The organism is Pseudoalteromonas ostreae, from assembly GCF_018069805.1.
Classification (GTDB): Bacteria; Pseudomonadota; Gammaproteobacteria; order Enterobacterales; family Alteromonadaceae; genus Pseudoalteromonas; species Pseudoalteromonas ostreae.
In genome coordinates, this window is record NZ_JAGPYN010000015.1 from 17,981 (window position 1) to 39,664 (window position 21,684).

The window sequence follows — 21,684 nt, forward strand, 5'->3', positions numbered from 1 at the left end:
ACTCATTGGTGGCGAAATTTCGCCACCAATTGCTCTCCCATTTCAGGGGAGATCCTCGCAATAGCATTAAGCATATTACTTATTTGCTCGCGATCATATTGGTTACTAATATGCTCATTTATATCATCGATAATAGCATCTAAATAAGTAAATAGGCTCTGCGCTGCTTTACTGTTCTGGTGGGTTCTGAACAAAATGTTTTTGAACGCTTCGAGTACATTATTCATCACATAACCATCACTTTTTGCGTAGTTGCGGATTGGCGTGAAGTTATCATGCAATAATTCATCAAATGATGTTTCATGGAAATATAACAGTGGCTGTTTATTATCACTATGTTTAAAAGAGTAATTAACGTTATAAATGCTTAACCGATCAATGAGCAAAATACTGAGCATATCAATTGCCTTTACCGCAGTACCCGGATCGTTAATACCTGGGCTCATTGCTTTAACTGCAATCTCAGAAATCTGTGTCATTCCAAATCGATAATTGTCACTTACATATTCTTCGATATAAAAAATAAAGCAATTAAGTAAATCTTCAAGGAGTTGCTCGTTATCAGATAAATCATGATTACATTTTAAAAACGGGTAGCCTTCAACAGTAAAAAAACCCTGCTTAACTACAACATAAATCTTTATATCATGTTGTTGGCAAAGGGCACATAGTTTATCGCTATTGACGCCTTTAAAGTAACCTTCTGTTTTACTTGAAATACTCGACCAATCGTCAAAGTTAGGAAATACATCGATAGGGTTGTCTTTTTGCATGCTAATGATTGATTTCAATTCATTTTTAGTATTCTTATATAAGTCGTTTAATACGTTATCGACTTGAATAGCCCTTGAAATTGAATGGATGAAAAATACAAAAAAGCCTAACGATATCAGGCCAAAAACAAGTGCAAAAAGTATGCCCAATGAAGGAATTCCTATTTCACCATTATCCATAGTGCGGATGTTGATCAACATAACAATTGAAAAAATAATACTACCGAGATAAAACCCCAAAACAAGTTGATGTGATTTACGCGTTATAAGCCCCGGTAATACTCTGGGCGATAGACTTGCGCTGGCACTATTAAGTACCACCATAACCATAGAAAAACTAAATACAGTTAGTGAAATAATACTGCCCGTTAATGTGCTTAAAATCGTTCGTGCATTTTCTTCGCTATCAACCAACAGAACCTCAAGCAGTGATTTAAGCTCCATAACAAAAGACGTGTACTCTGTTGTAGTAACAAGTACCGCAAATAATAAAAATATCACCGATAATAACGATGGATAGAAACCAATACTACTGACTAATTCACGGTAATTATCGGCAATTTTTCGCGGAGTAAACATATATGAACCCTAAGATGACTTAGTTGCTGTATCAACAACAGCTAGTTTATGCACTAAGCTTAACAACAAACTTTGTTGCAGGTCTAATTATTATAGTAACGGTGTCACTATAAACGTATTTTTTGTCCGTGTAGGCTTAAACATCTATAATATATGTGCTTCAAATATCGGCCAGCAAGATGTTAAATTTTACGGTTCGCACTGAGTTTTTGACTACAATATTGCTAAATTATTTGATAAGCAACTGAGCAGTCTAAATTGCAAACGCCATTAATGCCGCACTGGTTGATTATCATTTGTTATTTAAATAACAATAGTTGTATAGTACTACCAAGAATTAGGGGAACTTTATAATACACAAGTTCTATAAACACTTAGATAAAAATTAGGTTTATTGTGATTGTATCTTTATATGCAGCTTTATTAGCACTTTTTTATATTTATTTAACGATAAACATAGTTAAAGTTCGTCGAGCAGAACGAATTTCACTTGGTGATGGTGGTAATCAACAACTGCAATGCGCCATACGCGCGCATGGTAATTTTATAGAGTATGTTCCTCTTGCAATTATTTTATTGTTTTTAGTCGAGTACCAAGGTTTAGCCAGCCATTATTGCCACGCATTTGGGGCTGCATTACTGATAGGGCGCGTATTCCATAATTTAGGTATTGTCGATAAAAACCTTCTCTATCGCCAAATTGGTGCACTAACAACCTTCTTAATAATAGTGTTAAGTGCGTTTATCTTATTACTTACACGCCTTTATTAAATGTCGAGAATATTTATAATTGGCCTACCTCGTACGGGCACCACGAGCGTATGCCATGCATTTTTACAACTTGGTTTTAGTTGTGCCCATACAGCCTATACCAAGCAATGTTTTAACCAAGCGCAAGTGATCGCTGACACCCCAATTTTTAATGATTACGAATATTTAGATTCACTTTATCCAGGTTCTAAATTTATCTATTTAGAGCGAGAAGCTGAAAAATGGCTTCCATCAATTCGCCAATTGTTACTGAGAATGCACACTAACTTAATGCGAGCGGATGGGGGCTTTAACCCACATATTAAGCGTTGTTATCTGCATACCTTTGGCACCTTTTCTATTAATGAGTTACACAGTGATGCCTATTTGCAACAATGCTATGAGCAACACAAAAGCGCTGCGCATAATTATTTTGCTAAGCGAGTAGCTGACTTTTTATCAATAGATATAGCGCACCCGAACAGTTTTAATCAGCTTTGTGATTTTTTACAATTACAAACTGAACTAACAAAGTTTGAAAAAATGAATATTGGCGGCAAGGTAACAGCTTGGAATGCAATAAAGCATCCACTAAAAATAGCTTCAACAACAAATGGTAAAATAGATAAATATCTATACCCAACGCCTTGATTGATAGTCGCTACTCAAGGTAATTATAAAATTATTGCTGTAACAAGATTTTGTAGTGTAATTGCGTTAAAATCTCGCCATTAGTTTTTAGGTAAAATATTTATGTTCGAATTAAAATATCATACTCCATTTGCATGGACCGAAGCTGTGATGGCAGACTTTGACACCTTTTTACAAGATCATGCTGCTGCAGAAAAAAAAGCATCCGGTATGGCTATGTCGATGTTGTCGCATTATCCAGATCGCCGCAAGCTTGTAAAAGCAATGACCGATTTAGCACTCGAAGAAATGATCCACTTTAAACAAGTATTGAAGCTATTGCTTGATCGTGATGTTAACTTAGGTAACGACCAAAAAGATCCCTACGTGAAACAAATTCGCGCGATTTTTAGAAATGGCCGCGACGAGTTCTTAATGGATAGATTATTAGTCGGTGCCGTAATTGAGGCGAGGGGACACGAGCGTTTCTCTTTAGTTGCACAAGCATTACCAATCGGCAAAGAAAAAGATTTTTATGTGGCAATAGCTAAATCGGAAGAAAAACATAAGAACTTATTTGTCGAGCTGGCTTATGAATATTTTGATAAAAATGAGGTCGATGCACGATTAGAAGAAATTCTTATCGCTGAAGCAGACATATGTAAAAACATTCCATTTACTGCGGCGCTTCATTAATGAAATCAGCGCTTGAATTGTAAGGCCGAAAGGCTAACACCATATGTTCCGTTGTATTAGTTCGGCCACTAATTTGGCTGGCGTTTACTTGTAGCTAGCCCATTGTCTTGATTTTTTGGTTGTAATATCACTGGAAACTGGGCTACTACCTGCGTTCCATTGTTGCTAGATCTACGCTTTATAGGCTGCTTATATTGCTTTGCAATGCTATTTATCACGTAATTCCCTAGGCCAAAATTTATAGAGCGAGCAAACATTGATAGGCCTTTACCGTTATCTTTTACCTGCAATATCAATTTATTACCAACCTTATTTAAATGAACTGTGATCTTAGTTGCATTTGCATGTTTAAATATATTTTCAACAGCATGATATAGCACAGTATAAATATCACACTGTAATTGTTTAGTAAGAACTTCATTACCTAGAGTCACATTAAATTCCGACTCAATACCATCCCTTGATAAACATTTAATATGCAGCATATCAATCGCTGTGGCCAAGTCATTCTGCCCAAGGCTTGCATGGCTATTAGCAATAGGGCTTAAAATTTCATGTGCTTTTTTCAGTTTATCTAGACCTTTACATGCCATTACTGCATCCCCACAACATAAATCAATGCCGTTTGCTAGGTTAATAGCTGCAATACTTAACCCTTCACGCTGTAATTGCTTTTGATGCGACTTAAAAACACGGTGAAAACTCTGCAACCAAAAGAACACAAAGCCGGCAACACATAAAAATAAGGTAACGAGTATTAAAGCATAAAACCACCAAGCACTATTTGAGCTATACCAAGGCCCAGTGACAAAAAAATTGAACGATTGTGGCTTACTCCACACGCCACCATTCGCTTTGTTTCTATATTCTAAAGTGTAACTATCAGGGTTTAGCTTATTCAATTGTATTAGTGGAGTAGGGATATCATGCCACTCACTCATATTTAAGCGGTATTGATAATTAATGTGATCACCAAACGTGTAGTTATAATTAGTCAAAGCTATATCAAGCCAGCCAGAGTTATTAACGCTTAATGTTTCTGGATTTAAATACGTCTTAGTGTTTGTTTTTATATAACTAATTCGACTATTTGGTACAATATCTTGCTTCTGCCTTTCAACACTTATTACGCCTTGGTTGCTAACTGCAACAATTTTATCACTGATACTTAAAACCCCATTTGGGGTAAAAGAATGATCCCCTGTACCTTCTAAAAGATTAGTGTAAGCATCATCCATACTAAACTTGTGAATACCGTGATTGGTAGACAAATATAGCTCTTGGCTCAATGAATGTAGCTCATTAATATATAGCGGGCTTACAATTGATTTCCACTGATCATTAACTTTTCTAAATAAACCACTGCCATAAGTTGCAGCATACAGTGTGTTACCTAGCAATTGTATATCTGCGACTGGTCCATATTTTTCAAGTTCAATCAAGGCATCACCTCGCTCATTAAAAGATATTAAACCCTTTTCATTGGCAATGAAGAGCTTACCTCCTAGATTTTTAGTAGCCCAAACAGTCTTATGGGGTAAAAACTTATTAATATAGCTTGAATCAATTTGAGTAAGGTCTAAATCAAATATTTTTACTCCATCATCATTTGTGGATAAATAAATCTGTTTATTAATAATAGCTAAATTAATTACATAACCTTTAAAAAATTGAGTAACCAGCTGTGTGGTCAAGTTAATAGCATACGCACCTAAATTAGTTGTAACGAACAGCGTATCACCTTCTTGTTGTAATGCCGTGACGGAAAAGCCGAGTTTTGATATTTGCTGATTTAAGTTATTAAGAGCAAAATAGTGGCCGTCAGAGTAGGTATAAAGCCCGTTATCAGAGCCAATCCATGTTTGACTATTTACGGTTGCTATCACATTGTAAATAGAAGCAGTTGAAAGGCGATCGAGTCTGACCTTAGATGAAACAACCTCAAAGCTATTAACATCCAATGACCATAAATTTTGCTCATCATCAACAAATAAGTCTTTATATGCTTGAGGATGAGAATTTATACTTTTTTGTAACACAGCTAGTTGTGTTATTTCAGCTTGGTTAATAGAGCCACGATCAACATAATACAAAAAATAAGGGGGGGAAAAACGCAGGTGCCTTGCACTTGTAATGTCGTAATTAACAATTTTTACATCATTCAAATGTGAATACGATATCAGATGATCATTTAAGAAATAAATTACGCCATATGGTGTCGCAACCAGCTCTCCGTCACTAACATGTGTGTCATCGATTAAACGTACACTCGTGTTATTAATCACGTAGACACCGTCATTCGCCATAATGTATCCATGGTTGGCTGAGGCAGTTACATCAAACATCTTATCTTTTTTACCAAGAGGATTAGTTACGTCTAATGTTTCTAGATCAAGTAACGATAATTGCTCTCTAGCTAACATAAATAAATGCGTATTGTTGACTGCCAGCTTGCTGGCTGAAATATTACTAAGTTTAACGGCTTCAAGTGTATTTAGATTAAATTGCCATACTTCTTTATCTTTATAGGCTATATACAAATAATCGGGGGATTGAAAGATAACATCACTTGTCCAGCGTTTTGGTAAAATAGAGATACTCGAAAGGTTTAGGTAGTGGCTACCATCAAAACGATAGACACCATCATGTGAAGAAAAATAAATATTCTTATTATTATCTTGGGTAGCGGCATTTAAGTGCTGCATGTTAAATGCAAAACAATTAACACTACTCAAAGTAAAGAAGAATAAAAATAGTAACTTGTTCATATGGTGTCCATTTTATTATTGCCAATCAAATTGGCGAATACATTTTCCAGTGAGCATTATTGCACTGATGTCGGCCTGTGATCTCTAGAACCACAATATGGCTTAACGATTGGTAACTCCACGTCTAAATCATCAGATTTTTCTGATGTTAATGAGGTTGTATGGTGATTTAATGTTTTTGCTGCACTTTTTGGTATAGCTTTGTTATACCAGTTTTCATGTGCATTTTCAGGAGGAGTTACAACTAGAAATGTTGGCTTTCGAGGATCACCTTCATTTACTTTAGTGTTCCAACTATGCAAAACCTGATCACCCGCAGCGTCGCCGTACATACTTGCAAATGCTGTAGCAAGTAAATGCGCACCGGCATCACTGGTAATAATCATCGCCGTTTTAGAAAAGTCACTACCACAATCAAAGCTCATATCAACATTAAGCAGTGAATTATCAGGTAGTAAGATATCTGCACTCATATATTGAATAACCGCACGATCTGTCTGAGGGGCAAGGGCTGCAACATTACAAACCGTGAATGTAGTACACAATAAAGTTGCAATTTTAAATGTATTTTTAAGCATATTAATATCCTTTTTACGCCATATACAACGATCCTTCAGCAAACAGTTTCAAAAATACTCCTCTCAAAATGTTCAAGCGTTTTGAGTAAGCATTGCTGTTAACTTTTGCACAATCAGAAGTTCTCGTCCTGTAGGCATGTTTTTGTATAAAATAATTTATCTAAAATTTTCAACTAGTATTAACCAACATCTAATATTAGTTGAAGAGGTTAAGAGCTGATTTAATTATCAACCGCCAAAATGCAAAAGTCTAACAACAATTTTGCACAGAGTTAATTTAGCATGACTTCAGGAAATAAGACATTTGAAGAAATAAGGGCCCTTGCTAGCCAATTTTACGGATCGCGTCTATGGCATCAGCAATATATGAGGGATTGTGAGAATGACATCAATGCAGTACAAATAGAAGCGGGCGCGTATTACGATCACAAAAGAGCAGGAGTAGAGGTAATAAAATAATACTTTCTTATGTATTAAGTGTGGTTTTAAAATCGGTCATTTTCACTCTTTCGAATGTCGATTTAATGATTTTTGAAGATTTTTTTATGAAATTATTCCAAAATTTGAAAGAGATCGTAAAAACAAAGGGCTGTTATTTTTATTGAACTGTAATAGTGGACTGATTAGTGTCAAAATAACAGTATTTAACATAACGTAATTTATAGGCTATAAACTAATTGTCTCGCCTAGGGAGTATTTATACAGCGCTAAGTCCAATACTAGACGGTATCGGACTTAGCGATGGTTTATTTTAATATTACAATTTAATTCGAGTATCTTTCTTGAGCTTCATTATCGCTTAGCATAGTATTAAAAGCACAATTTAAGCTGTATCACTAGAAGTAAAAACAATATGGAATTTGTGCGCCAGTTAGAACCAATCCTGATAATTGATGATGTTCAAGATATACGTGACTACTTAAATCAGATCTTAACTGAGTTAGGTTTTGAAGATATTCTTGAAAGCAGAGATTTTGAATCTGCTAAAACGTTGATTGATGAAAAATCCCCGAATGTTATCTTTCTCGATATTGAACTGCCCGATACCGATGGTACAGTAATTCTTGAATACTTAAATGACAATTACCCACATACACATGTTGTCATGTGCTCTGGCCATAACAGCCTCGAAAATGTTCAAAATACGTGGGAACTTGGTGCCAAAGGTTTTATTGCAAAACCATTTAATGCTAAAAAAGTTGATACGGTTATGAAACGCCTCGAACTCATTTAATGTAATTTATCAACCTATAAGGTTACTATGCAACAGACCGTACAAGCGATCATTGATGATTTATCTCAGGTTATTTTTGGCAAACAGCAACAAATAAAACTCGCGTTAACCTGCTTATTTAGCCAAGGTCATTTATTAATTGAAGATTTGCCTGGTATGGGTAAAACCACTTTATCGCATGCACTTGCTGCGGTATTAGGTTTGTCGTATCAACGAGTACAATTTACCAGTGATTTATTACCCTCTGACATACTGGGCTCAAGTATTTTTAATGCCAATGAGCATAAATTTACTTTTCATAAAGGGCCTATCTTCAGTCAAGTTGTTTTAGCGGACGAAATAAATCGCGCAGGCCCAAAAACACAAAGCGCTTTATTAGAGGCAATGGAAGAAAACCAGGTTACTATGGATGGTGATAAGCATGCCCTACCAACACCATTTTTTGTAATAGCAACTCAAAACCCTTTATATCAATCAGGTACTTATCCTTTACCTGAATCTCAATTAGACCGTTTTTTTATGCGTATTAGTTTAGGTTTTCCACCTAAAGAAGCTGAACGTAAACTCATTTTAGGCCAACATAATCGTGATTATGCACACTTACCTGTACGTATCGATACACGACAATTAATTGAAATACAAAATAAAGTTGGTGCTGTTATGTTAAGTGAACCGGTTGTTGATTATATTTTGGCGCTTGTATCTGCTACCCGAAATAACAGCCAATTTGCTAATGCATTATCTCCACGGGCCAGTATTGCAGTTGGCAAAGCCGCGAAAGCATGGGCGTTTATTGATGGTCGTGACTTTGTTACCCCTGATGATGTGCAAACTATTTTTGCTAGTGTTACCGAACATCGTTTAGGTCTGCAGCATGATGTTAGCTCACAACAGATCAAACAATTAATAAATACTGTTGATGTGCCACTTTAAGGTATGAACAATAAAATAGGAAAGCGCCCTACTTTTTGGCTTCAGTTTAAAGCTAAGGTTTTCAAGCTACTACTAAGAAATAAACATAATACCGAACATCTTACCTTAACGCATAACACATTATATGTTTTGCCATCAAAATTGGGTGTGAGCTTTTTAGTGGTTACTATGCTTAATTTTATATTAGGCATTAATTATCAGAATAATCTGATTTTAGCGATGGCTTATTTAATGCTCGTAGTAATGATATTTTCGCTACTTATGGGTTATAGCAATCTTAAAGGATTAAAAATTGATTATAAAAATCATATAGCTAGCTATGCTCCCTGCTCTGCATTATTAGAGCTGCAATTAAAAACCGAAAAAAAATGTCAATCATTGCAGTTTATTTATGAAAATAAAACCCTAACAACCGTTGATGAAATAACCAGTCAACAGCAAATAGTTAATTTAGATTTAGGATTAAAAGAACGTGGTGAATACCCCTTGCGCCGATTAAAAATAATCAGCAAGTACCCGTTTGGATTAGTATCAGTATGGAGCTATATGCAATTAGCACATACGGTCTTTGTCTACCCGCAACAACTCAAACCATTGCATGAAGCTAGTTTGCAAAATAACCACAATACTGATGATGGCCTGCATAAAAACAGCCATGGTAGTGATGAATTTGATGGTTTAAATATTCATCAACCTGGTATGAATATGAAACGAATATCATGGAAACATTACGCAAAAACTCAGCAATTAATGGTAAAAGAGTTTGTAAATTATTCAGCCCAAAGTGTAGTTTTTGATTTTAATCTGTTACAAGGAAATACCGAATCTCGCCTACAACAATTAAGCTATTTAGTAACTCTGGCTTACTCACAAGGCGTTAGTTATGGCCTGCAATTAGAAGCAGGACTATACGCGATCAGTGATACAAAAGAACATTGTAAACAGTGTTTAGAAGCACTAAGCCGTTTTGCAAAGGATGAAAATGAAAGTCACTGATAATTTAACCGCGATCAATTTGTCGTTATCTATTGTTTATATTTTATTGCTGAGCTTTATTTTTCCTGAGTTACCTCCTCTATTTAATACATTATTAGCTAGTTTGTGTATTTGGAATCTAGCCGTTACCTTATTGAAACGAAATAAACCCAATGCCATATTAGCAAATACTTTGGCCGGTTTGAGTCTATTGATCTTGTTTTATGATGTTGGTTTTAGCGATACGGTGACTTTATTTGTTGCAATGCTGATCCTCTCTAGCTTATTTAAATTACTGCAAGCTACTACAAAAAAGCATTATCAAACTATCATTTTGTTAAGTTTTTTTAGTCTCTCAACAGTATATCTATTTTCTCAGAGCTTATTTGCTACGCTAGTAATTAGCATGCTATATATTTTAAATTTTGCGCTTTTAGCGCTGATTGAATCTAAACATAGTTTAAAAATTGCAGCTAAAGACAGCTGCAAACTTTTGTTGCTAGCACTACCTTTAGCGATATTTTTATTATTATTGCTACCGAAACTTCCCGCATTTTGGCAATTACCGGGGCCAAAACTCGCTAAAACCGGTTTATCAGAAAGTGTTGATCCATTTGATATAGCCAAACTGTCTAATTCAGATGAGTTAGTATTTCGAGCTAAATTTGATCAGCAAAAGCCATCTGCCCCCTATTACTGGCGAGCGATTATACATGATGAGTTTGATGGGCAACGCTGGTTAATATCGGACATTTTAAAAAGCCAACATGCAATTGACCAAACCACCTCCGCTGAACGTGGTGAACCATTATATAGTTATCAAATTTTTGCAGAGCCTGGCGCTAAGCCTTGGCTTTATGGTTTACAGTTTGCCGACTCGCCCCATCAAGATGTAAAAACAACCAGCAATGGATTACTACTGCGGAAACGTTTTTTAGCTAATAGTATCAGCTATACAGCCCAGAGTTATGCTTTTAGCTTGGCTAAACTTTCTCATTCTGCACACTATCAAAACGTGCAGCTTAGTTTAGCCAAAGAGACTAATTTACAGTCGCGGTCTTTAGCTAAACGTCTGTATGAACAACATAATAACGATGATCAGGCTTTTTATTCAGCACTGTATGACTACTTTGCCAATAATAACTTTGGCTATACCTTAACGCCGGATCCAATTACCGGTAACAACACCCTTGACCAGTTTTTATTTGCTAATAAACGTGGTTTTTGTGGCCATTATGCCAGCACAGCTGCATTTATGTTCAGAAGTGTTGGTATTCCTGCCCGTGTTATTTCTGGGTACTTAGGCGGTGAGTATAATCAACAAAATAGTTATATGAGCGTCTATCAATATGATGCCCATGCATGGGTTGAAGTATTTATAAAAAATAAAGGTTGGCAAATTTTTGATGCAACTGCGGTTGTTTCACCTGAGCGATTAAACGGTTCTTTATCACAGCACTTACAGCTTAATAATGAATTTACAAGCAACTTGAGTTTTGGCTTATTACGATTAAGTAATATTGCAGGTATTAACTGGTTAAGGCTTAAGCTTGAAAATCTTGATTACCAATGGACAAACTGGGTGCTAGGTTTTGATCAGCAAAAGCAAACTTCCCTGCTAAAAGAGTTATTCGGTAATAAACAGCTTTGGCAAATTTCATTGATAGTGATAGCAACCGTATGTTTAGCCTTTATTTGTTATTTTGTGTATTTGTCTTGGCCTAATAAGCCAGAATCGCCAGCACATTCACTCGCAAAAGATTACCTGACTATTGTACGTTGGTGTAATAAACAAGGTATTTCAGCACCGACAAATCAAACGCCGCTGCAATTTCTAGCGTATGCAGCTCAACAACTGCCTAACAAACGAACATATATCATGCAATTTGCGCAATTATACTCCAATGTGCGTTATCGCCAGCTAATATTTAGTGCTTATCATAAAAAACACAGTAAATATCTGGTAAAATTAATTAAAACAACAAATAAGAGAACTCTATGAATGCAGTCGTGATTGGCGTTATTTTAATGCTTGGCCTCACTTTAGCCCGCGTTAATGTAATTGTTGCTATGACATTAAGTGCTTTAGTCGCCGGATTAACCGCTGGGCTTAGCTTAAACGATACACTAAACGCATTTAACGCAGGTCTCTCTGGTGGAGCTGAGATCGCTCTAAGCTATGCAATGTTAGGCGCATTTGCAGTTGCGATTTCAAAATCAGGTTTAACGCGCATTTTAGCTGCAAAGCTACTCGCTAAAGTGAATCACAACAGTAGTAATAGCGAAACGAATTTAAGCTATTTTATTTTACTGATAATTTTAGTATGTGCAATTTCATCGCAGAACCTAGTCCCAGTTCATATTGCTTTTATACCAATTTTGATCCCCCCGCTACTGGTTATATTTAATAAACTAAGGTTAGACAGACGTGCTATTGCCTGTATTTTAACGTTTGGTCTAGCAACCTCATATATGGTTTTACCCTATGGCTTTGGTGGAATTTATTTATACTCAATTTTACATAAAAACTTAGTCGAAAATGGCTTAGATATCATTAATACCCAAGTACCTATGGCGATGATCATTCCTGCCTGTGGCATGTTAGTTGGGTTAATTGTGGCGGTGTTTATTAGTTATAGAAAACGTCGGGATTATCAGTATGATGAACATCAAGAGCAAGCAACTAATGTGGTTGTAGAACAGCCTAAAAAAGTATTGTTAGTCGGTATTACAGCGGTATTAGCCTCTTTAGCTGCACAAAATGTCAGTGGTTCAATGATTTTAGGTGGCTTAGTTGGGGTGATGATTTTTAGTTTGTTTGGCGTAGTTAAGTGGGAGCAAAATAGCGACGTATTTAGTAAAGGCGTCGCAATGATGGCAATGATTGGATTTATCATGATCTCAGCTCAAGGGTTTGCCTCTGTAATGAAAGCGACAGGCGATGTGACTAGCTTAGTACAAAGCGCCGCATTGATTATTGATGGCAACAAACCTTTGGCAGCTGCACTAATTTTATTAGTTGGTTTAATGATCACCATGGGGATTGGCAGCTCATTTTCCACAGTGCCAATCATAGCAACCTTGTTTGTGCCACTGTGCTTAGAGCTTGACTTTTCAATGATGGCAACCGCAGCTTTAGTGGGAACCGCAGGTGCTTTAGGTGATGCTGGCTCCCCTGCTTCCGATTCAACTTTAGGACCAACTTCTGGCTTAAACGCTGACGGTCAGCATGATCATATCTGGGATTCAGTTGTGCCTACTTTTATCCACTTTAATATTCCATTACTAATATTTGGCTGGATAGCCGCTATGGTACTTTAATACCTTGAATGTGAGTAACCAAGTAGAGAATAGATTAAGCTCCCTACTTGGTTACTTAATTATTGTTTTAACGCAGATGCTAAAGATGTATAACACTCAATATAGTATGATGTGTTCTTTTGGTGTAACAAAGAAAGCACCATAAAAGTGCTTTCTTAACTTAACAACTCGGTTTAAAAACCATAAATCATCTTATCGCATACAACTGGCGTAGGTCTGTGATTGTCATCGACAGCAACGAATGTAAAACTCCCAGTAATTGCCGAGTGTTTATCATCCCTGTGCATTGTTTCTAAGAATATTTCAACGTCTACTCTTAAACTTGTATTGCCTACATGCACAACTTTTGAGATCAATTCAGCGAAGGTGCCAGCTGGAATAGCTTCTTTAAAATCAACTCTATCTGATGAAATGGTTACCAATGGTTTACGGCAAAAGCGCGTTGCAGCAATAAATGCAACTTCGTCCATCCATGCCAATGCATCACCACCAAACAAGGTATTGTGGTGATTAGTGCGCCCAGGAAACACTGTTTTTGTGACCGAAGTCGTTGAGTCTTTAATACGCTGAGCAATTATTTCTTCACGGTTTACTTGAGTTGTCATGTTCTCTACTTTTGGTTTGCTAATTTATCTAACATCATAAGTGCAGGATCAAGGCGTTCGCCTTTCCAATTAAAACGCCAATCCAGATGAGGGCCAGTTACACGGCCAGTTGCACCAATTTCAGCTATTTTTTCACCGCGTTTAATGGTATCCCCTACTTTTACATCAAGCTTACTTAAGTGTATGTAGGTAGACGTGACACTGTGGCCATGATCTAAAATTAAAGTTCCGCCAGAGTAATAAAGGTCGTTATCAGCAAAAACAACGGTACCGCTGACAGGCGCATAAACAGGACTGCCTGTTTTATTGGCTATATCTAAACCAAAATGTGGCCGACGAGGCTCACCATTAAAATAGCGTTGGCTACCATACACACCCGAAATACGCCCTTGTGCAGGTTTGTAAACTGGATCTAAAAAATACCTAAGTTCAGAGTCAACTTTTCGGGCATTTCTTACTGCCACAGCTTCGCGGCTGATACGTTCACTTACCGCTTTTGGCGGTGACACATATTTACTTGCCACTCCAGTAATTTTATCAATTTTATAATCTCGTTTAGTGATCTCAATCGCTTGCTGATGTTTTACACCGTCTGCATCAACCCAGGCTAATTGATGGGTTAATTCAGCATCACGGCCAAAGCCAAATACAAACTCTCCTTGTGCGGTGGTTTTTAATGCTTGGCCATTAAAAATAACTGACTTAACTCCATCAATTTGACCAGTCACTAACCCACCTTGGGTTAAGTGACCTTTTAGCTCAACTGCATCAGCAAAAAGGCTCACAGTAGCAAATAACGAAACGGCTAATAATTTACGCATAACAAATGGACCCTTTGGCCACACCTTCGTATGCTGTAACTTTTACGTCATTGTCCGGATGCTGCGCTTTAACTTGCTCAGCAAGGTAACCTGCAATACATTCAACCGTAGTATCAATGGGTAAAATATCACACCGTTCTTTACTTATTGCCATTTCAAAATAACCTTGTGCGGCGGTATAGGCAAAACAGTGGTCATTTTCTTTAGCGCTGATGTGCTGTAGCTGCGGCGCTTGAATTTGATCTTCTGCTGTCGCTAAATAAATATCTTGCCATTTATCAGCCCATTGCTTTTGTAATCGTGGCATTGCCATTCCATCAAGGGCAATACCAATTTGCGAACGGTGACCATGAATAATACGCTGGCAATTACCATCGTGCTTTTTAAGGCCATGACTATAGTGATAATAAAAGCTCTTACTATGTTCTGGCTTTAACTCAATTTCTATTTTCTCGATATTGCTTGGTAACTGCGGCATGATTGTAGCAATTAAAAATTCAATAACTGACTGCTCATTAACAACATCAGCATCAATTAAACAAAACGCTTGATTTGGCGCGCTCATTGCTAAGTGGTGATCATCACCAAAAGTACAATCAAGTGTTGTGTAGTCACCATGGTTTTCAACTTGGCCGTTAATTTGGTTGCCTATGGCCAGCTTGTGATCAATACATTGGTCAATAATGCCTTTGATTTGCTTTTTAACTAAGCCAAAATCAAGCACCATAGACTCTTCATTTAACTTGCCATGCAAGGTTAAATCAACAATCCAGCTCTCGCCAACTGCGCCTCGTTTATTACACAAGTAAGAAAAATCAATTACGGTAAGTGCGTTAACAAAAAGGATCATAAACTTCCTTTATACTGGTTAAAAAATCACAGTAATTATAATGATTTTTGCTAGTAATTGCGCGATTTAATCGTGTAAATAGCATGTACTTCACTTAAGCGGTGGTATTTCATGCAAATAAATTATTTTTTTAACTGCTCCGAGTTGTTTAGCGTACAAGTGTACGCTAAAGTACGTGGCAATTTCTAAGCGATGAAAAGTGTTATGGAACCTAAAAATAGTTATACAAAAGAAGATTTGATCCTCTGTGGTCAAGGTGAAATGTTTGGTGAAGGCAATTGTCGTCTACCAAGTGACAACATGTTAATGATGGATCGTATCATCTCTATCACTGATGACGGTGGAGAGCATGGTAAAGGTGAAATCGTTGCTGAGCTTGATATTAACCCTGATCTTTGGTTTTTTGCTTGTCACTTTAAAGGCGATCCAGTCATGCCCGGTTGTCTTGGTTTAGATGCAATGTGGCAACTAGTTGGCTTTTTCCTTGGTTGGTCTGGTGGTCCTGGGCTTGGCCGTGCGCTAGGTGTAGGTGAAGTTAAATTTACTGGACAAATTTTACCAACAGCAAAAAAAGTGACCTACCGTTTGACCATGAAGCGCGTTATTAAACGTAAATTATTCATGGGGATGGCTGATGGTACTGTTGAAGTAGATGGTCGCGTGATCTATGAAGCAAAAGATTTAAAAGTTGGTTTATTCCAAGATACTAGCGCGTTTTAATTTTTTTATTAAAGCCCGGCTACAAAAACGCCGCTGTTTATGAAACAGCGGCGTTTTTGCTTTAATTCAATACTTAAAAATTAGGTTTTATACATATTGCGATTTTCTATCGCTTCGCGCCAACCACCTAACCACTCTGATTTTGGGTCTACTTGTTGATAAGGGCATAGATCTTTTGAACGGCCCGCTAGGCCTGCTTTAAAGCCTTGAGAATGAGCTCTTTCTAACCGATCTCTTTTCTGTCTCTTCATAGGTAAATCCTCACCTTTTATATTTATATATTTGTAGTGTTCGTGACATCTACATTTAATGAATAGTTAATAAAACTGTTAAATTCAAACCACAAAAGCAATTAAATAAATTGACTTTAACTAAGCTGCTGATGCAAAAATGAATTAACTTATAAAAAAGTAAAGTGGTCGTACCACCTTCTGTGCGACCCATATATGTACAAAAAATTACGACTATCTAATCACTAACATGCAGTTTCCTGCTCTAATTGTGACTGCGGTTTATGGGTGAAGTTCCTATAAAAAATGTAATTATGACAAATTTATTTCAACTCATTAATAGTAAAGAAGTTTAATTTTTGAACTTATTTCAGGCCATTTTATGACGGCTTACTCGCACTTAATTAGCCCACATTTTACATACACTTTTTTAAATTGTTTAATAATTAATCCTTGCAACTATACCCAAACCACCTCAAGATACAGAATTCAGCGTTTCTCTGGGGCTTAGTATCAAGGCGTTACTTTGCAACAATGGCAGTCCCTTTTAAGAAGTAACAACGCTGAGAGTAAGTGCCTGGGAAACGCCCAACGGGTTGTTTTAAAAGCGATTTATACTGCGTTATTGATTTTAACAATAGAACCACTATTACTTGCAATCAATGCCTTGCCTAAATCGCTTTTAATTCCAACTGAAACTCGCATCTTGAGGCGGTGTGGGTATATTAATACGATCGGTCTAATATGTATTTATGCTAAAAAATAATCAAAATCCACCTCGACGTGGTCGCCCGCCAAAAGTTGCTCGCAGTAATGCCGATACCAAAGCATTGCTTATATCAACTGGGGTCGCAACACTCACTGAGTTTGGTTTTAGCGCCACAGGACTTGATACTATCTTAAAAAAGATAGGCGTCCCTAAGGGCTCTTTTTATCATTACTTTTCCAACAAAGATGCCTATGGTTTAGCGGTCATTGATGCCTATAACGACTATTTTGTGGCGAAGCTTCGTCGTTATTTAGAACAAGACGATATCCCCCACCTAGAGCGGCTTATTAATTTTACGCAAAGCGCAGCTCGCGGCATGCAAAAATATGAATTTAATCGTGGCTGTTTAATTGGTAATTTAAACCAAGAGCTCAATCACCTCAGTGATGAATTTAAAAATAAGCTGTTAAGCAGTTATCAGTTATGGCAAAACCATGTGCAAGCATGCCTAGCGCAAGCCCAGCGACAAGGCGTTATAGCCACCAGCGTTAATACTGAGCAAATGAGTGAATTTTTCTGGATAGGCTGGGAAGGTGCAGTAATGCGCGCTAAGCTGACTAAAAATACTCAGCCATTAATTTTATATACTGAAATGTTTTTACGCGCATTACTTAGATAATTAAGAGTGCGTTTTTATTTACCAATTAAAAGACGATCGGTCTAAATGGAGTCGACATGAACACGCAATTTAAAGCTGTTGTAATAAATAATTGTAATGATACTTATTCTGCATCATTACAAACGCTCAATAATACTGATTTACCTGAGCATAATGTCATGCTTGAGGTCCTTTACAGCACCTTGAACTATAAAGATGGTTTAGCAATTACCGGCAAAGGCCCTGTTGTACGCTCATTCCCTATGGTGCCCGGCATAGATTTGGTGGGTAAAGTAGCAGCCAGTGATTATAGCGAGTTCGCTATTGATCAGTTGGTATTGCTAAATGGCTTTGGTGTTGGCGAAAAATACTGGGGGGGTCTGGCTCAACAAGCCGCTGTTAATGGCGATTGGTTGATCCCCCTACCCGACACCTTAACGCCAAAACAAGCGATGCAAATTGGTACAGCCGGTTACACCGCGATGCTCAGTATTATTGCGCTTGAAAAGCAAGGGATCACTCCCGACTCTGGTGATATTTTAGTAACGGGTGCAAATGGTGGTGTGGGTAGCTTTGCCGTCTATTTACTTAATCTGCTAGGTTATACCGTAGTTGCAGCAACAGGTCGAGTCAATCAAAGCGAACATTTAAAACAACTTGGTGCCTCTGAAGTGATCGACCGAAATGAGCTATCAAATCCAGGTAAGCCATTAGCAAAAGAACGTTTTGCTGCAGCCATTGATTCAGTTGGCAGTCATACCCTTGCTAATATTTGTGCTTCTTTAAAGTATGGCGGTGTAGTTACTGCTTGCGGTTTAGCACAAGGCATGGATTTTCCTGCATCCGTTGCGCCGTTTATTTTGCGTGGTATTTCATTGATCGGCATTGACAGTGTAATGCGTCCAAAGGTCGACCGCGTCCAAGCATGGCAACGTCTAGGTGAGCTTGTTGAGCAGAACTACTTAGATAAAATATCGACTGAAATTAATTTAGAGCAGGTTATTAACGTGGCTGATGAGCTGATGGCCGGAAAGATTCGTGGTCGAGTAGTAGTTAATTGCCAATCATAAAGAGGTTATATAAGCCAGCCTCGGCTCTGGCTTATATTTAAGCGTTAGGAGAATATACAAAATAATGAGTAGTATTTTTTGGTATCAAATTCACGTGATAAAAATTATAATTACGTCATTAGAGTTTAGTAAAAGAGTGTGAACATGAGTAATGAAGATTTATTCGGCAATAACCCGCTACAAGGCGTTAAACTTGAGCAAGTTGTATCAGAGTTAGTTGATCAATATGGGTGGGAGCTTTTACATGCTTATCTACTGCTAAATTGTTTTAAAAACAACCCTGACATCAAATCTGCAGTTAAATTTTTGCGTAAAACCCAGTGGGCACAAGATAAAGTTGAAAACTTTTATCTTTATAGATTAAAAAATCTACCTAAACCCGATGATGTTCAATATGAACTGCCACCACGTGACCGCGTTATTCCTGAAGATCATAAACCGGGTGAACCATGTGAGTTAAGTTTTAGCGACGCAAAACGTATTCAAGCGAAAAAAGAAGCCAAAGATCGTGCGCGGACGCGTAAACAACGCTCAAATGCCAGTAACCCTTGGGGGAACTAGTGCTAGGTGCTAAATTTAGTATTCCTGATAACTTTAGCGAGCTGCATGGCAAACTATTTAAATATTTTATTCGTTCTGACAGCTACAAAAAGCACTTTAAAAAGCCGCCAGTAATATGCCTAAGTGTTTGGATAACAAGACCTATCATCGTACTGAAAATCAACCCCCTGCGTTAGGTGTTGAATATCAGCCAGATGAACCATCTTTGACTGAGCAATATTTCAAAAAATGGGCTTGCAGGTGCGTTATTTTATGCCGCTAAATAGTGTAGTAGCGCCCTTAGCCTTTTATTTTGTTGGTGATTTGCTAAATGATTACACTCACCTTGAGCTTATTAGCACTATGACACATTTCAAAAAATCTACCGACCAGAGATTTATAATGCCAATGCGACTGCGGGGAAATCATATCAACCAAATTTGAGAACCTAGATCATTCGCTCACGCAGATTATTTATGACCGTGAAGAGCGCAGTAAATTGGCGAATGAACAGGGGGAATTTGCCAAAATTCTTAATCAGAAGCCAAAGAACTAGAAGCTGTGGGGGGTGATATCATTCAATTTGATGAGCCTGCATTTAATGTGTTTTTTGATGAAGTAAATGATTGGGGAATTGCGTGTTTAGAAAAAGCCATTGAAGGCCTTAAATGCGAAACGGCGGTACATATGAGTTAGCAGCGGGCTAACGTGTTTCCCTATTTCATACGAGATAGAATTTCTGCCTCGTTTAACTTAATCTCCTTCACATCAAAACTAAAACGCAAAGCTGTTAAAACATAGTTTAGTAAATTAGCTACAATTTATTCTTGATGTTAAAACATGATCTTGCCAAGTCTCCGCTATTTTCAAATAGGATTTAGCAATCCCCTCTTTTTCAAAGCCAAGTCTTTGTAAGAGCATTTCGGAACGGATGTTTGATTGCATATAATTAGCAATAATTCTATGCAGTTTATATTCAGCAAAAACATATTGGATATATGTTTCTAAAAATTCAAACTATTATTAATTAGACACTTAACATCTTAATAAATCTTGTTAGAGTTTATATTTTCGGCGAACTTCATTTATTAAACGATGGCGAGAACTTTTCAGCCTTTCGTGTGGGGCAAATAATGAACTAACTGAATCTAAAAGGTTAACAGCAGAGTTAAGTTTAGATAGTTGTTCATCAGTTAATTCTGTAAACGCTAATAAATCATTAATTTCAAGAATCGACAACTCTTTAGCTGCAATGTCCTCTGGTAAGCCTGATTTAGTACACAAGCCATATATGCCCTTTAAAAAATGCACCCATTCTTCTTTAATGTGATTGTTAAGCCCTGAATTTACTTTAGCGTCACCTGAAAAATGACCTTGCTTATTAAGGTTAGCGAGAGCGGTTTTATAACGAGTAGCAAAAACAGCATAAATAGCATCGCGTGAATTGAGTGATTGAATTATGCCTAACCATGAAGCATAACCTTTTGCATAATATTCTATTTCTTGTTCACTATCATAAGAACCAAAAAATGAGTCACTTTTTAACGCTAGGTTTAGTTTATAAGAACATTGCGGCATTAAGCCATGTTCTTGGTACTCTCGTAGAGCTTGTTCGTTCGTTTTTGCAATATCAAGTAGCTCCTGCTTGGTATAGAAATGTTCATTAAGGTATTTGATTAATTCCATTAGCTCTGAGCCTCCACTAAATACTTGTTATTTTTATTTGCACGTAAATTATAAGTTTACTAGATATTAATACACTCTAGCTAATGTCTATGCACAACTTGCTATGAAAATATCAATACCCGCGCTTTTGCCAAAACTCAATTTCTGACATTGACTCTTGTTCAAACACAGAAAATGTTTTATCGGCAATCAGTTTACCGTTTAGCTCTATAGTCATACGCCAATCGCCTATTTTATTGCTAATGGGTTTCCACAAGGTATCGCCTAGGTAAAAGTGCCAGTCGTTGTCTTTAACGTATTCAAAGCCGTCAAATGGTGGCATTACCTTACCATCAGCATCCGGTATATCAGGATGGTATATACAATAATGAAGCTTTTCGCCTTTGGCTTTTTTAATATTAATGATAAAACCAAACTCCACATCGAGTTGTGCGGGTACTTTTGTGGTAAATGCTTGAATTTGCGGCAAGGCTTTTGATGATGAGTCCCACTTTGTATAAATACCAAAGCTTTGCATAGTGATCACGGGCTTAGTTTTTGCCATTATTTATCCTTTTT

General features: G+C 37.1%; 21 protein-coding genes and 3 pseudogenes. 14 read left to right on the forward strand and 10 right to left on the reverse strand.

Translation table 11 applies throughout. From position 1 onward, the window contains the following. Nucleotides 1-2: 2 nt before the first annotated feature. Complete coding sequence (locus tag J7338_RS13185; protein ID WP_210797485.1) at nt 3-1,352, reverse strand: DUF2254 domain-containing protein; 1,350 nt, start codon at nt 1,350-1,352, stop codon at nt 3-5. 396 nt (nt 1,353-1,748) lie between these two features. Between J7338_RS13185 and J7338_RS13190 the strand changes: the two genes are divergently transcribed. The 3 genes from J7338_RS13190 to J7338_RS13200 all read left to right on the forward strand — a co-directional run bounded on the left by J7338_RS13190 (nt 1,749) and on the right by J7338_RS13200 (nt 3,428). Beyond that, nucleotides 1,749-2,123, forward strand: coding sequence for an MAPEG family protein (locus tag J7338_RS13190; protein WP_210797486.1), 375 nt, complete (start codon nt 1,749-1,751; stop codon nt 2,121-2,123). Further along, nucleotides 2,124-2,753, forward strand: a complete 630-nt coding sequence (locus tag J7338_RS13195) for a sulfotransferase (protein WP_210797487.1) — start codon at nt 2,124-2,126, stop codon at nt 2,751-2,753. A 102-nt stretch (nt 2,754-2,855) separates the two neighbouring features. Further along, nucleotides 2,856-3,428 carry a MiaE family protein gene (locus J7338_RS13200; RefSeq protein WP_210797488.1) on the forward strand — a complete coding sequence of 191 codons (573 nt, stop codon included), beginning with the start codon at nt 2,856-2,858 and terminating at the stop codon, nt 3,426-3,428. A 68-nt stretch (nt 3,429-3,496) separates the two neighbouring features. On the opposite strand, the gene J7338_RS13205 is transcribed toward J7338_RS13200, so the two are convergent. After that, nucleotides 3,497-6,196 (reverse strand): ATP-binding protein, encoded by a 2,700-nt coding sequence (locus J7338_RS13205; protein WP_210797489.1) that lies wholly within the window; start codon nt 6,194-6,196, stop codon nt 3,497-3,499. A 56-nt stretch (nt 6,197-6,252) separates the two neighbouring features. After that, nucleotides 6,253-6,774: a hypothetical protein gene (locus J7338_RS13210; RefSeq protein WP_228732989.1), complete on the reverse strand. Its 522-nt coding sequence runs from the start codon at nt 6,772-6,774 to the stop codon at nt 6,253-6,255. Between the two features lie 853 nt (nt 6,775-7,627). Between J7338_RS13210 and J7338_RS13215 the strand changes: the two genes are divergently transcribed. From J7338_RS13215 to J7338_RS13235, 5 genes are all read left to right on the forward strand, one after another. After that, nucleotides 7,628-8,008 carry a response regulator gene (locus tag J7338_RS13215; protein WP_210797490.1) on the forward strand — a complete coding sequence of 127 codons (381 nt, stop codon included), beginning with the start codon at nt 7,628-7,630 and terminating at the stop codon, nt 8,006-8,008. 27 nt (nt 8,009-8,035) lie between these two features. Continuing rightward, on the forward strand, nt 8,036-8,941 hold the full coding sequence (locus J7338_RS13220; RefSeq protein ID WP_210797491.1) for an AAA family ATPase: 906 nt from the start codon (nt 8,036-8,038) through the stop codon (nt 8,939-8,941). A gap of 168 nt (nt 8,942-9,109) precedes the next feature. Beyond that, entirely contained in the window at nt 9,110-9,937 is an 828-nt protein-coding gene (locus J7338_RS13225) for a DUF58 domain-containing protein (RefSeq protein ID WP_210797492.1), read from the forward strand. Beyond that, the gene (locus tag J7338_RS13230; protein ID WP_210797493.1) at nt 9,924-11,918 is read left to right on the forward strand and encodes a transglutaminase TgpA family protein; all 1,995 of its coding nucleotides are present in this window, start codon (nt 9,924-9,926) and stop codon (nt 11,916-11,918) included. The genes J7338_RS13225 and J7338_RS13230 overlap by 14 nt, the downstream gene beginning before the upstream one ends. After that, nucleotides 11,915-13,237: a Na+/H+ antiporter family protein gene (locus J7338_RS13235; protein WP_210797494.1), complete on the forward strand. Its 1,323-nt coding sequence runs from the start codon at nt 11,915-11,917 to the stop codon at nt 13,235-13,237. Before J7338_RS13230 ends, J7338_RS13235 begins: the two co-directional genes overlap by 4 nt. Nucleotides 13,238-13,410: 173 nt before the next feature. Here J7338_RS13235 and J7338_RS13240 read toward each other — a convergent pair whose 3' ends face one another. The 3 genes from J7338_RS13240 to J7338_RS13250 are packed head-to-tail and all read right to left on the reverse strand — an operon-like array spanning nt 13,411 to nt 15,513. Next, nucleotides 13,411-13,842: an acyl-CoA thioesterase gene (locus tag J7338_RS13240; RefSeq protein WP_064666260.1), complete on the reverse strand. Its 432-nt coding sequence runs from the start codon at nt 13,840-13,842 to the stop codon at nt 13,411-13,413. A 5-nt stretch (nt 13,843-13,847) separates the two neighbouring features. Then, nucleotides 13,848-14,663, reverse strand: coding sequence for a M23 family metallopeptidase (locus tag J7338_RS13245; RefSeq protein ID WP_210797495.1), 816 nt, complete (start codon nt 14,661-14,663; stop codon nt 13,848-13,850). Continuing rightward, entirely contained in the window at nt 14,656-15,513 is an 858-nt protein-coding gene (locus J7338_RS13250; protein WP_210797496.1) for a 6-carboxytetrahydropterin synthase, read from the reverse strand. The genes J7338_RS13245 and J7338_RS13250 overlap by 8 nt, the downstream gene beginning before the upstream one ends. Nucleotides 15,514-15,717: 204 nt before the next feature. On the opposite strand from J7338_RS13250, the gene fabA reads away from it, so the two are divergent. Further along, nucleotides 15,718-16,233, forward strand: a complete 516-nt coding sequence (gene fabA, locus J7338_RS13255; RefSeq protein WP_145233946.1) for a bifunctional 3-hydroxydecanoyl-ACP dehydratase/trans-2-decenoyl-ACP isomerase — start codon at nt 15,718-15,720, stop codon at nt 16,231-16,233. Between the two features lie 80 nt (nt 16,234-16,313). On the opposite strand, the gene rmf is transcribed toward fabA, so the two are convergent. Continuing rightward, on the reverse strand, nt 16,314-16,484 hold the full coding sequence (gene rmf / locus J7338_RS13260; protein ID WP_016707188.1) for a ribosome modulation factor: 171 nt from the start codon (nt 16,482-16,484) through the stop codon (nt 16,314-16,316). A gap of 731 nt (nt 16,485-17,215) precedes the next feature. On the opposite strand from rmf, the gene acuR reads away from it, so the two are divergent. From acuR to J7338_RS20945, 5 genes and pseudogenes are all read left to right on the forward strand, one after another. After that, nucleotides 17,216-17,851 carry an acrylate utilization transcriptional regulator AcuR gene (acuR, locus tag J7338_RS13265; protein ID WP_210797497.1) on the forward strand — a complete coding sequence of 212 codons (636 nt, stop codon included), beginning with the start codon at nt 17,216-17,218 and terminating at the stop codon, nt 17,849-17,851. Nucleotides 17,852-17,907: 56 nt separating this feature from the next. Then, nucleotides 17,908-18,900: an acrylyl-CoA reductase (NADPH) gene (gene acuI / locus J7338_RS13270; protein ID WP_210797498.1), complete on the forward strand. Its 993-nt coding sequence runs from the start codon at nt 17,908-17,910 to the stop codon at nt 18,898-18,900. A 144-nt stretch (nt 18,901-19,044) separates the two neighbouring features. After that, nucleotides 19,045-19,461: a VF530 family protein gene (locus tag J7338_RS13275; protein WP_145233938.1), complete on the forward strand. Its 417-nt coding sequence runs from the start codon at nt 19,045-19,047 to the stop codon at nt 19,459-19,461. Then, a pseudogene (locus tag J7338_RS13280) lies at nt 19,461-19,912 on the forward strand (putative oxygenase MesX); the annotation flags it as partial. The gene J7338_RS13275 and the pseudogene J7338_RS13280, both read left to right, overlap by 1 nt. Nucleotides 19,913-19,930: 18 nt before the next feature. Then, a pseudogene (locus J7338_RS20945) lies at nt 19,931-20,130 on the forward strand (methionine synthase); the annotation flags it as partial. A gap of 120 nt (nt 20,131-20,250) precedes the next feature. Here J7338_RS20945 and J7338_RS13285 read toward each other — a convergent pair. From J7338_RS13285 to J7338_RS13295, 3 genes and pseudogenes are all read right to left on the reverse strand, one after another. Next, nucleotides 20,251-20,442: pseudogene (locus J7338_RS13285) on the reverse strand (GNAT family N-acetyltransferase); the annotation flags it as partial. A gap of 54 nt (nt 20,443-20,496) precedes the next feature. Next, a complete protein-coding gene (locus J7338_RS13290) occupies nt 20,497-21,126 on the reverse strand; it encodes a DUF6058 family natural product biosynthesis protein (RefSeq protein WP_210797499.1) in 630 nt (209 codons plus the stop codon). 112 nt (nt 21,127-21,238) lie between these two features. After that, nucleotides 21,239-21,670: a DUF3859 domain-containing protein gene (locus J7338_RS13295; protein ID WP_210797500.1), complete on the reverse strand. Its 432-nt coding sequence runs from the start codon at nt 21,668-21,670 to the stop codon at nt 21,239-21,241. Between the last annotated feature and the right edge of the window lie 14 nt (nt 21,671-21,684).